At 60.7% G+C, this 12,327-nt stretch carries 10 protein-coding genes and 2 riboswitches; of the genes, 9 read left to right on the top strand and 1 reads right to left on the bottom strand.

Annotated elements, in window-relative coordinates:
* Nucleotides 1-62: 62 nt before the first annotated feature.
* A complete protein-coding gene (gene epsA / locus AC1D1X_RS05830) occupies nt 63-851 on the bottom strand; it encodes an XrtB/PEP-CTERM-associated transcriptional regulator EpsA (RefSeq protein WP_477667874.1) in 789 nt (262 codons plus the stop codon).
* Nucleotides 852-1,226: 375 nt separating this feature from the next.
* On the opposite strand from epsA, the gene AC1D1X_RS05825 reads away from it, so the two are divergent.
* The 9 genes from AC1D1X_RS05825 (at nt 1,227) to gcvP (ending at nt 12,160) form a co-directional block, all read left to right on the top strand.
* Nucleotides 1,227-2,240, top strand: a complete 1,014-nt coding sequence (locus AC1D1X_RS05825; protein ID WP_477697959.1) for an acyltransferase family protein — start codon at nt 1,227-1,229, stop codon at nt 2,238-2,240.
* A 308-nt stretch (nt 2,241-2,548) separates the two neighbouring features.
* Nucleotides 2,549-3,574, top strand: a complete 1,026-nt coding sequence (denD, locus tag AC1D1X_RS05820) for a D-erythronate dehydrogenase (RefSeq protein WP_477667876.1) — start codon at nt 2,549-2,551, stop codon at nt 3,572-3,574.
* Nucleotides 3,575-3,666: 92 nt separating this feature from the next.
* The gene (locus tag AC1D1X_RS05815) at nt 3,667-4,638 is read left to right on the top strand and encodes a TRAP transporter substrate-binding protein (RefSeq protein ID WP_477667877.1); all 972 of its coding nucleotides are present in this window, start codon (nt 3,667-3,669) and stop codon (nt 4,636-4,638) included.
* Between the two features lie 111 nt (nt 4,639-4,749).
* Nucleotides 4,750-5,244 (top strand): TRAP transporter small permease, encoded by a 495-nt coding sequence (locus AC1D1X_RS05810; RefSeq protein WP_477667878.1) that lies wholly within the window; start codon nt 4,750-4,752, stop codon nt 5,242-5,244.
* Between the two features lie 139 nt (nt 5,245-5,383).
* Complete coding sequence (locus tag AC1D1X_RS05805) at nt 5,384-6,661, top strand: TRAP transporter large permease (RefSeq protein WP_477667879.1); 1,278 nt, start codon at nt 5,384-5,386, stop codon at nt 6,659-6,661.
* A 72-nt stretch (nt 6,662-6,733) separates the two neighbouring features.
* A complete protein-coding gene (locus AC1D1X_RS05800; RefSeq protein ID WP_477665657.1) occupies nt 6,734-7,303 on the top strand; it encodes a hypothetical protein in 570 nt (189 codons plus the stop codon).
* A 27-nt stretch (nt 7,304-7,330) separates the two neighbouring features.
* Nucleotides 7,331-7,446: riboswitch (glycine riboswitch) on the top strand.
* Between the two features lie 21 nt (nt 7,447-7,467).
* Nucleotides 7,468-7,571: riboswitch (glycine riboswitch) on the top strand.
* Between the two features lie 55 nt (nt 7,572-7,626).
* On the top strand, nt 7,627-8,787 hold the full coding sequence (gcvT, locus tag AC1D1X_RS05795; protein WP_477667880.1) for a glycine cleavage system aminomethyltransferase GcvT: 1,161 nt from the start codon (nt 7,627-7,629) through the stop codon (nt 8,785-8,787).
* Nucleotides 8,788-8,841: 54 nt separating this feature from the next.
* Complete coding sequence (gene gcvH, locus AC1D1X_RS05790) at nt 8,842-9,207, top strand: glycine cleavage system protein GcvH (RefSeq protein ID WP_477697958.1); 366 nt, start codon at nt 8,842-8,844, stop codon at nt 9,205-9,207.
* Nucleotides 9,208-9,265: 58 nt separating this feature from the next.
* The gene (gene gcvP / locus AC1D1X_RS05785) at nt 9,266-12,160 is read left to right on the top strand and encodes an aminomethyl-transferring glycine dehydrogenase (protein WP_477667881.1); all 2,895 of its coding nucleotides are present in this window, start codon (nt 9,266-9,268) and stop codon (nt 12,158-12,160) included.
* The last annotated feature ends 167 nt before the right edge of the window (nt 12,161-12,327 follow it).

Here is a 12,327-nt window from a genome sequence, read left to right as displayed (position 1 = left end):
ACCCCATGGAGCGGGGTTCGCGCCGGTTAAGCCATGCCGAGGCTGAATTGAGCGGATTGACATCATCCATGCAAGCTCACCCGCGTAATCCTGGAGACAGCCTGGGCCCGGTTAAATACGTTGAGCTTCTGGAATATGCGCTGCATGTGATTCTTCACCGTATAGCCACTGATGTTGAGGATGGTTCCGATCTCGGCATTGGTTTTGCCCATGGCGACCCAGGCCATGATTTGCGTTTCACGTTCGCTCAGGCCGGACGCGTCGTCGGCTCCGTTGCGTACCGTAACGGCGGCTTGCGGGTGCTGCTGTGGCAACAGYGCCATCTGCCGCAGCGCGTTATCAATGGCAGGCATCAGCATCCTCATGGCCTTCAGCCCAGACTCCCTGGGAATCTCATCTGCACGGAAAAACGCATACAGACAGTCCTGGTGCGCCCTTTCGTCATGCATCGCGTGAACGAGCACCGAGCGCATACCCGCCAGGGTACGGGTGAAGGAGCCCGGCAARCTCGCATTGCCCAGCAAATATTCGAACTGGCTGAAATTGAGGAGGCAGGGCTGCCCGCCGGCCGCCACCCAGTGGTCATGAAGCCGGCCAAGCAAAAAGGGCACGCCGTCTGTACCGGCTGCATAAGAACGTACGCCAGGCAATTCAGAAAGAATGTCGTGCTGGATAGCACCTTCCTGAAAGTCGCCCCAGCCCACCATCAGGATGTCATGTGGAAGGGAATACTGGACGTCACCGCGCAACCATTCGAGCAGGTCGGCGTGCCGGGTGATGGCCGTAGCCTGCGTTATCAGCGCCGTATAGTGCGCAGGATCTTCGCTGAAAAGCGGAGCGTGAGATTTCATGCCTTGATATCACTTCCTGTGTTTTGTTCTGCCCCCTGCCTGCGTGTGCAGGCGTGGCAGAAGGGACCCACTGAGAATCGTCTAGCTTGGTATAAGTCGCAATACCAAAGACGGCACAGTTGATGTAGGAACAAGACGACTCAGTGTAGGGTGGCAGGCATGCAATTGAGATGTCAGACCCCGCGCGTATTGGTTGCAACTACGTAACAGCTGTGCGCTTGATGGCAGTTGCTTCGCAAAACGATACGGCTTGCAACAGTTTGCTTTCTTTTGGCGCACGGCCGTGGCTGCTATTGACTACGCTGCGCACATAATTTGTGCACGCAGTTGCAGCGAGCAAAACAGCAAAGAAACAAGAAGAGGAACGCAAGGCTGATGACCGGTAAGAAAATGAAGCGCAGCATGGAAGTGGATACGGTAAGGGGCATCGCCTGCATCTTGCTGGTTCTGTTTCATGTGGTAGGGGATACGCCCTCAGTGGGCCTGAAGGTTCCGGAGGGGCACTGGTTGCAGATGTTCAATGAAGGGCTGGCCTATATCCGCATGCCGCTCTTCTCTTTCATCTCAGGCTATGTGTCTGCATTTCGCCCCTCTGAAGGCAATGCTGCTGAATTCATTAAAGGCAAGGTCCGGCGGCTGCTGCTCCCCCTGATTACGGTGGGAACTATTTTTGCCGTCGTGCAGGCCTTCACGCCAGGCGCCAACTCATCGGTCAACCAGTGGTGGCTGTTGCACATTGAGCCCGTGGGGCACTTCTGGTTTCTTGAAGCGCTTTTTATTGTCTTCCTGGTTGTTCTGCTGCTGGAACACCTCAACGCACTTTCTACTGCGACCGGATTTGCAGTGGCTTGGGCGCTCAGCGCGGTGCTGTTTGACTACTTCAGCCCACCCAACTATTTCGCCGCCCGCGGCGCTGTTTACCTTCTGCCTTTTTTCCTGGCCGGGCTTGCCTGCAAACGATTTGACATCGGGACGCCAACGGCCCGGCTTGTGGCGGCGGCCGTATTTATTTGCGCCGCTACCGGGGCCATGCTTTTTCCGCAATTTTCCGAGCAGGGAAGTTCTGTGGCCGCACTGGCGCTCGGCGTCTCAAGCGCCTTTCTTCTTTTGCGGAGTGGCTGGAGTTTCGCGCCCCTGGCCTACATTGGATCCTTCTCATTTGCGATTTACCTGCTGCATGTTTTTTTTACGGCAGCGAGCCGTATCGCCTTCAGGAAATTGGGTATCACGGACACCTATGTCCTGATGACGCTGGGACTCGCCGCCGGGATTGCTGGCCCCGTCGTATCCGCGCTGCTTATCAGCCGGCACGCAGGCCTGAATCTGTGGCTGCTGGGAACTGTGCCGGGCAAGCCGAAAACCAATCCGAAGCCCGTGGTAGCAGCCTGAAGGATCGGGGCTCGAGCCAGCGGCCCATTTCATTCGGGCGCCAAGCCGCTCATCACTGGCGGCGTCCTGGCGCCCCAATCAGTGACTCTGCCGCCGCGGCGAATCCTGAACGGCTCGAACGTCGGAGCAGAAGCCGTGCCGCCGGAGTTGCACGATACTTTTCTCCGAGCATCTTCCAAATCAGCACCATCTGGCGGCTGCATGGAACGACTCCTCTTTCGAACTAAACTGCCTCACGTACCGCAGGCAATCGGACCGGCGCGGGCATGCCGGCGAGTAACCAACAAAAAGATAGAGACAACATACCCATGAATATCGTCATCACCGGCGGCGCCGGATTTCTCGGGGCCAGGCTGGCCCGGCAACTTCTGGACGCGGGGCAATTGGCTCTTGCGGGCAGCGCACCGCAAACCATCCGGACAGTGACACTGGTTGACAGGGTGGCGCCGCCGGCCGCGCTGGCCGCGGACAACCGCATTCGAACCATCACCGGCGATCTGAGCCGGCTGCTGGAAGACGGTCATCCGCAAGCACTCGTGGTGACAGAAAAAGACACGCTGATATTCCATCTGGCGGCGGCAGTCAGCGGTGAATGCGAAGCGGATTTCGACCTTGGCATGCGCAGCAATGTCGATGCTACGCGTGCGCTGCTGCAGGCGTGCCGTGCCCTGAATACATCGCCCACCGTCGTATTCGCCAGTTCGCTTGCAGTGTTTGGCAATTCACCCGAGCAACCACTCCCGGCGGTCATCGATGACAGAACGCTGCCCACACCGCAGAACAGCTACGGCATCCAGAAATTTATCGGTGAACAACTGGTGGCTGATTACGCGCGCAAGGGCTTCATACGCGGGCGCAATGTGCGTCTGATGACGGTGAGCGTGCGGCCCGGAAAACCCAACGGTGCGGCATCGAGCTTTCTCAGCGGCATTATTCGGGAACCCCTTGCGGGAACGAGGGCACAGTGCCCTGTTCCTCCCGAAACGGCCGTGGCTCTTGCGTCGCCCGGACGTACGGTGGAGGGATTGATTCGTGCTTCAGAGGCTACCGACACCGAATGGGGCGCCCGCACAGCCGTCAACCTGCCGGCCCTCAAGACAACGGTCGGTGAAATGGCGCAGGCGTTGGCCCGGGTGGCCGGCAAAGATGCGGCGGGACTGATCGACTGGGTGTACGACCCTGTCATCGCAAGAATCGTGGGCAACTGGCCCGCCGATATCGACGCAGCACGCGCGCGGTCGCTGGGCCTGCTGCCTGACAGTGATTTTGAAAGCATCATCGCGGCGTACTTAAGCGAAAACCCGCGCACGACCGCAGATGCATCGCGGCAATAATGCGTGTGCTTATGGTCGGAAAATCCTGATGCAGAACCGGCCCCAGTCGTCCACAAAATTCCCGGCCCGATCACTCAACGGAGACAAACAACATGAAGCTTTCAAAACTGATTATCGGTATGACGCTCGCAGCGGGATTCATGGCGTCTGCAAATGCACAGACCACCATGAAAATCAGCATTTCCACGGCCCAGAATTCGCATCAGGGCATTGCCATCGACACTTTTGCCAAAGAAGTCGAGAAACGCACAGCAGGCCGCTACAAAGTCCAGACCTTCTACAACGGGGCCCTGGGCGGCGAACGCGAATCCATCGAGGCCGTGCAGCTGGGCACCCAGGAGCTGGCCTTCTCCTCCACCGGCCCCGTACCCAATTTTGTCCCCGAGACCAAGATCCTCGACGTTCCCTTCCTGTTCCGGGACAAGGCGCACGCGCGCGCCGTGCTGGACGGCCCTATCGGCCAGAATCTCCTGACCAAATTCGATGCCAAGGGCTTCAAGGCGCTGGCCTGGGCCGAAAACGGTTTTCGGCACATGACCAACAGCAAGCGGGACGTGAAAGTTCCGGAGGACCTGAAGGGACTGAAGATGCGCACCATGGAAAATCCGGTGCATATCGCTGCGTACAAAGGCCTGGGCATCATCACCACGCCCATGGCTTTTCCCGAAGTATTCACGGCGCTGCAGCAAGGCACGGTCGACGGCCAGGAAAATCCCCTGTCTGTGATCATGTCCGCCAAGTTCGACCAGGTGCAAAAGCACCTTTCACTGACCGGCCACGTTTACTCACCTTGCATTTTCTTGATGAACAAAGCGGCCTTCGACAAGCTCAGCGCTGCCGACAAGACAGCCTTCGTTGATGCCGCCAAGGAAGCGACCAAGGCGAACCGGGCCCGCGTGGACCAGGACGATGCCAACGGTGTAGCCGAGCTGCGCAGCAAAGGCATGACCGTGATCGAAAACGTCGACAAGGCGAAGTTCGTGGCAACGCTGGCGCCGGTCAACGCTGAATTTGAAAAGCAGTTCGGCAAAGCCAACATCGACGCGATCAGGAACTACAAGTAAACCGTACCGCAACTATTTTGCTACTTTTTTTGTAGCTGCTTACGCCCGCCGCCATTGGTCTGCGGGCGTTTTCATTGCAATTCTCAATTCTCCTCATGTATCGGCGCATCCATGAAACAAGCTTTTCTCCAACTTGAACGGTGGACCACCGGCTTCTCCATGCTGGTGGCCTGCGTGATGCTGGTCATCGCATCGGGGCTCGGTGTGTTCCAGATCCTGACGCGTTTTGTCTTCGAGCAGCCTGCAGAGTGGAGTGAAATTCTGATCCGCCTCAGCCTGATCTGGATGGTCTTTATGGGAATTCCCATGGCTTTCCGCCAGGGCGCCATGGTCAGCGTGGATGTGCTCTACCGCTGGAGCCCACCCCGCATCCAGCGGGTGCTGGACTGGCTGGTCTGCATCGCCGCTCTGGCCCTCGTCGCAGTCATCGTCTGGTGGGGCTGGGACTATTCCCTTCGCGGGCGTGTGCAGTCCATGGCCGGCCTTGAATCCATTTCCATGTTCTGGGGTTATGTGGCCATGCCGATCGGCGGCATGTTCTGCGTGATCGGCATCATCGGCAACCTGATTGACACGCAGCGCAATGAACTGGAGACAGCACAATGAAAACCCAAGATGGATTTCACCCCGTTCAAGCAGGGGCCGCGGAACCGGCTTTGCCGGGCCGCAGGCCGGCGGACCCTTTCCCCGTGCAAGGGGCAGGGAACGGCCGCAGGCTCAAAGTGAGTGACCGTGGGGGCCAAGAATGACCGCGGTAATGATCTCGACCATGGTGCTGTGCTTTGCACTCACCGTTTCCGTGGCCGTTTCCATCGGCCTGGCGTCCATCTTCGGTATCCAGGCGTCCAACGCCAACATGCTGATTTCAGTCAAGGAGATGTTCTCCTCGATCAACAAGTTTCCGCTGGCCGCCATTCCCTTCTTCATCCTGGCCGGCAACCTGATGGAAACCGGCGGCATCTCGCGCCGGCTGGTCGAATTCGCCAAAAGCATTGTGGGAGGCGTGCAAGGCGGTCTGCCCATGACCTGCGTGCTGACTTGCATGATTTTTGCGGCAGTGTCCGGCTCCTCTGTGGCCACCACTTTCGCCATAGGCGCCATCCTGATACCGGCACTCATCAAGCACGGCTACCCTACCGCTTACGCTGCGGCCCTGCAGGCCACCAGCGCAGAACTGGGCGTGATTATTCCGCCGTCCATCCCCATGATTCTTTATGGCGTGAGCGCCGAGGTCTCGATCGGCGAACTCTTCATTGCCGGCTTCGGCCCGGGGCTTTTAATCGGCGGCGCATTGATGCTGTTCGTGCACCTGTACTGCCGCTGGAAGGGCTGGGGCAAACAGGACGGTGACGGCCGCCTGAGCTTTGGTAAGGCGACCTGGCAGGCGGGCTGGGCATTGCTGATGCCGGTGATTATTCTGGGCGGGATTTATGGCGGAATTTTCACGCCGACCGAAGCCTCTGCCGTGGCGGTGTTTTATGCGCTGGTCGTGGGCATCGTGATCTACCGCGAGATCAAGCTGGCCGACCTGTACGTCATCCTGCGCAAATCGGTGCTCTCCAGTGCCGTGATCATGTTCATCATCGCCAATGCCGGGTTGTTCGCCTTCCTGATCACCCGGGCCGGCGTGCCGGACGCCATAGGCCACTGGCTGGAAGCCGTGCTGCAGTCGCCCGCCCTCTTCCTGTTGGGCGTCAACGCGGCGCTATTCATCATCGGCATGTTCATTGAAACCAGCGCAGCCATCATCGTGCTGGCGCCCATCCTGGCGCCAGTGGCAGTGCATTTCGGCATTGACCCGGTGCACTTCGGGCTGGTGATGGTGGTCAACCTTGCGCTGGGCATGATCACGCCGCCATTCGGCGTGAACCTGTTTGCAGCCTGCACCGTCGCCAGGATATCGCTGGACCGCATCGTGACCCACCTGCTCCCGTTTGTATTGGTGATACTGGCTTGCCTGATGGTGATCACTTACGTCCCGCAGCTGTCGCTGGCTCTGCGGGATCTCGTCTACGCAAAATAGCTTTTCGGACAGGATTCACGAGGCTGTCATTTTCAGCAGCCATGCTCGGGGTTTCATTTCAGGATGAAATCCATGCAGCTTCACAAAACCGACCGTGCCCGTGCCGAGCTCAAGCCCGGCGTGAGAACGCTAGGCCAGCGCGAGCGCACCCTGCTGCTGATGGCCGACGGCAGCAAGTCGGCCCAGGACTTCCGCCCGCTGTTTGAGGGCGACGGCGAAGCCATTGCCCTGCGCCTTTTGCGCGACGGCTTTCTGGAAGCCCATCCCGGCAAGACGTCCGCGCCGGCAAAAAACCCTGCGCCTGCACCCGCCCAAACACTCACGCCGGCGCAGTTACAGAACTTTCCCAGCCCCGAAACCACCCAGGCCATTCAGGTCTCTGCCGATCAATTTGAAGGCAAGCGCTCGCTTGCCACAACCCGGATGTTCCTGTTCGACATCTGCGAACGCATGTTCGCCCGGCGCAACCCGGAGATGGCCGAGCGCTTTCGCGAAGCGCTGCGCAATGCCAAAGACCGCGAGACCATGCTCAGCGCCTCGCGCGAAATGATCGAGGAAATCGAAAAAATCGCGGGCCACGAGCGCGCCGACTCCATCAGCGAGCGCATCGCCATGCTGCTGCCGCAGCACCAGGCCGCCTGATCGAGCCGACAGCGGCTTCCGTTACACTCAGCGGTGTCAGGAGAGAGTTTTCCTCGCGAAAACCGCCGAAGGCGCACGAGCACCYGGGGGGCACCCCCCTTGAGTAGCACTGAACGCTCAGGCAAAAGGACTGGCAACCGCCCTGCGGCGCACCACGCGGCAAGGCGTTCCCTACTGGAGAGAGGCCGCCTTTCACGGGCAGCCCACCGAAGGAGCAAGCCTGCATCGCCGGGTGAATCTCTCAGGTAAAGTGGACAGCAGGGGCAGCCCATGGATTGAGAACAAGTTCTTGCCATGACCGTKTTTGCCCCCTGGAGAATGCCTTGTCCGATTCGTCCACCTCTTCCGCCGCCCCCGAAACCTTGTTGAAAACGCCCCTGCATGACCTGCATGTGGAGCTTGGCGCGCGCATGGTGCCTTTCGCGGGCTATTCGATGCCAGTGCAGTACCCCGCGGGCCTGATGGCGGAACACCACCACACACGCCAGGCTGCCGGCCTTTTTGACGTGTCCCACATGGGCCAGCTACGCCTGGTGGGTGCTGATGCCGCAGTCGCGCTGGAATCCCTGATACCCGTTGATGTGATCGACCTGCCCGCCGGCAAGCAGCGCTACGGCCTGCTGTTGAACGACGACGGCGGCATCATCGACGACCTGATGTTCTTCAACCGTGACTATGCGAACGGCGGCGACCTGTTTGTCATCGTCAACGGTGCGTGCAAGGCGGGCGACATCGCGCACATCCAGGCCAAAATCGGTTCGCGCTGCGAAGTCATCCCCATGCCCGAGATGGCTCTGATGGCACTGCAGGGCCCGCAGGCCGTCACGGCCTTGCAGCGACTGGCGCCAGGCGTCGAAAAGCTGGTGTTCATGACCGGCGGGCGCTTCACCGTGGCCGGCTGCGACTGCTTCATCACCCGCAGCGGCTACACCGGTGAAGATGGCTTTGAAGTCTCGGTGCCTGCTTCGCAAGCTGACGCACTCGCACGCGCGCTGCTCGCGCAACCTGAAGTCAAACCCATCGGCCTGGGCGCGCGCAATTCGCTGCGGCTGGAAGCGGGCCTGTGCCTCTATGGCAACGACATTGACACCACCACCACGCCGGTGGAGGCCAACCTCAACTGGGCCATGCAAAAGATCCGCCGCACGGGTGGCGCACGTGCCGGCGGCTTTCCGGGTGCGGACAAAATCCTGGCCCAACTGGCAGACCCCGCCCTACTCACCCGCAAGCGTATCGGCCTGGTGGCGCTGGAGCGCGTTCCTGTACGCGACCACACCGAACTGCAAAGCACCGACGGCATGGCTATCGGCGAAGTCACCAGCGGTTTGTTGGGCCCCACCATCAACCAGCCCGTCGCCATGGGTTACATCAAACCTGAGTTCGCTGCGCTAGGCACACGCGTGAACGCCATCGTGCGCGGCAAGCCGGTGCCCATGGAAGTGGTCGCCATGCCTTTCGTTCCCGCCCGCTACTACCGCGGTTAAGCACCAGATCAAGCTCCCCGTTTTATTCACCCCACTCAACCCCTGGAGAACCTCATGACCGTCAAATACACCGAAGACCACGAATGGGTCAAGATTGAAGGCAACGTCGCCACCGTCGGCATCACCGTGCATGCGCAGGATGCGCTGGGCGATGTGGTGTTTGTGGACCTGCCGGCTGTCGGCACCACCTTCGCCCAGAAAGAAACCGCCGGTGTTGTCGAATCCGTCAAGGCCGCGGCCGACGTGTATATGCCCTTGAGTGGCGAAGTCACCGAAMTCAACGAAGCCCTAAGAGACGACCCGTCTCTCGCTAACAGCGACCCGATGGGCGCCGGCTGGTTTTTCAAAGTCAAGCTGTCCGACCCAACGCAGCTTGACGCGCTGATGGACGAAACCCGCTACACCGCTTTCGCTGCCTGATTTTCTGACCGATTCTTTTTTCTGACTCCTGGCTGCCAAGCCTGACACGGGACCCGACATGTTGATGCAAACCGCCAAGCCCCTGGGCGACCTTGAAAACCCCGCCGAATTCATCGCCCGCCACATCGGCATCGATGACGCCGACGAAGTACACATGCTCAGCATCGTGGGCTCGGCTTCGCGCCGCGCGCTGGTGGAAGGCATCGTTCCGCGCTCGATTGCGCGCAGCACGGCCATGGCGATCCCCGCGCCTGTCACAGAGGCTGCCGCGCTCAAGCAGCTCAAGGCCATCGCGGCCAAGAACCAGGTGTTCAAGAATTTCATCGGCCAGGGCTACTACGGCACCTACACGCCAGGCGTGATCCTGCGCAACATCCTCGAGAACCCCGCCTGGTACACGGCTTACACGCCTTACCAGGCCGAGATCTCGCAGGGCCGCATGGAAGCGCTGATCAACTTCCAGACCATGGTCTGCGACCTGACCGGCATGCCGATCGCCAACGCCTCCATGCTCGACGAAGCCACCGCCGCCGCCGAAGCCATGACGCTGGCCAAGCGCAGTGTAAAAAGCAAAAGCAATGTCTTCATCGTGGCGGGCGACTGCCATCCGCAGACGATTGAAGTGATTCAAACCCGCGCCAAACCGCTGGGCATCGAAATCAAGGTCAGCACGGCCGCCGTCACGGTGCCGCAGCTGATGGCCGAAGGCAATTACTTCGGCGTGCTGGCGCAATACCCCGCCACCACAGGCAGCATCCATGACCTGCGCCCGCTGGCCGGCCAGGCGCATGTCGACGGCGCGGCCCTGTGCGTCGCTGCCGATCTGCTGGCGCTCACGCTGCTGGCCCCGCCCGGTGAATGGGATGCCGACATTGTGCTCGGCAACACCCAGCGCTTCGGCATGCCCATGGGCAACGGCGGGCCGCACGCGGCTTACCTCGCCTGCCGCGATGAATTCAAGCGCTCGCTGCCCGGCCGCCTGGTCGGCGTCACAGTCGACAGCCACGGCAACCCGACCTACCGCCTCGCACTGCAAACACGCGAGCARCACATCCGCCGCGAGAAAGCCACCTCCAACATCTGCACTGCGCAGGTGCTGCCGGCGGTGATCGCCAGCATGTACGCGGTCTACCACGGCCCGCAAGGCCTCAAGCGCATCGCCGAGCGCGTGGCCGCCTACACGGCCATCTTTGTGCGCGGCCTGCAAGAACTGGGCTATGACATCACCAACACGGGCGCCTTTGACTCCGTGACGGTGAAAACCGGTGACGCTACCAATTTGATAGCTGACCGCGCACGTTCTGCGGGGGCTAACCTGCGTTTTCGCTTGAATAACCACCTGGGCGTGTCGCTGGACGAAACCACCAGCCGCAAGGACATCGAACTGCTGTGGTCCTTCTTTGCCAGGCCCGGCCAGACCATACCCGTGGTCAGCGCGTTTGAAAAAGGCATCGAGTCGCTGATCCCTTCCGACCTGCGCCGCACCAGCGCCTTCCTGTCGCACCCGGTGTTCAACACACACCATTCCGAAACCGGCATGCTGCGCTACATCCGCATGCTCAGCGACAAGGATCTCGCACTGGATCGCAGCATGATCCCGCTGGGCAGCTGCACCATGAAGCTCAACGCCACCAGCGAGATGATTCCCGTCACCTGGCCGGAGTTCGCCAACATCCACCCGTTCGCACCTGCCGAACAACTGCAGGGCTATGCCGAACTTGACAAGCAGTTGCGCGACTGGCTGTGCCAGGCCACCGGCTATGCGGGCATCAGCCTGCAGCCCAACGCCGGCTCGCAAGGCGAATATGCCGGCCTGCTGGTCATCAAGGCCTTTCATGAAGCCAAGGGCCAGGGCCACCGCAACATCTGCCTGATTCCTTCTTCCGCCCACGGCACCAACCCGGCCAGTGCACAGATGGTGGGCATGACCGTCGTCGTGACCGCCTGCGACGCGCAGGGCAATGTCGACATGGCCGACCTCAAGGTCAAGTGTGAACAGCACAGCGCCAACCTCGCCTGCGTGATGATTACCTACCCCAGCACGCATGGCGTGTTCGAAACCCAGGTGAAAGAGCTCTGCGCCATGGTGCACAGCCATGGCGGACGCGTTTACGTGGACGGCGCCAACATGAACGCACTGGTGGGCGTGGCCGCGCCAGGCGAGTTCGGCGGCGACGTGAGCCACCTGAACCTGCACAAAACCTTCTGCATCCCGCACGGCGGCGGCGGCCCAGGCGTTGGCCCGGTGTGCGTGGTGGCTGACCTGGTGCCTTACCTGCCCGGCCATGCCACTGCGGGGATTCCCGTCAACGGCGTCGGCGCTGTCTCGGCTGCACCGCTGGGCAATGCCGCGGTGCTGCCCATCAGCTGGATGTATTGCCGCATGATGGGCCCGGAAGGTCTGACGCAAGCGACCGAAGTCGCCATCCTGAGTGCCAACTACATCAGCTCGCGCCTCAAGGACCACTACCCCACGCTGTACGCCAGCGAAAACGGCCATGTCGCGCATGAATGCATCCTGGATCTGCGCCCGCTGAAAGAGACCAGCGGTGTTACCGCCGAAGACGTAGCCAAACGCCTGATGGACTACGGCTTTCACGCGCCCACATTGAGCTTCCCTGTGCCCGGCACCCTGATGGTCGAGCCGACCGAAAGCGAAACCCTGGCCGAGCTGGACCGTTTCATTAACGCCATGATCGCCATCCGCGAAGAAATCCGCAAAATCGAAGCCGGGCAATGGCCGCAAGACAACAACCCGCTCAAGCATGCGCCGCACACCGCAGCCAGCCTGATGGGCGCCGACTGGGACCGCCCCTACTCCCGCGAAATCGGCGCCTTCCCGTTGGCCTCGCTCAAGCAGGTCAAATACTGGCCGCCGGTGGGCCGCGTCGACAACGTCTACGGCGACCGCAACCTGTTTTGCAGTTGCGTGCCCGTGACTGACTACGCCTAGGACCTGTCAACACTGTGTTTGCAAGATGCGTTGCGAGTCAAAAAGGCCTTGAGCAAGGCGCAAAACGCAGGCGGGGTGAACCCCGTCAAGGCTTTGCAACGCCGCGCAAGGCCTTTTTGATCGCAACCCGGAGGGAATGGGGTGAAAACGGCGCCACTCGGCGTTGC

The organism is Polaromonas sp. P1_G4 (assembly GCF_056405475.1).
This window is presented reverse-complemented; position numbering and strand designations above follow the sequence as displayed.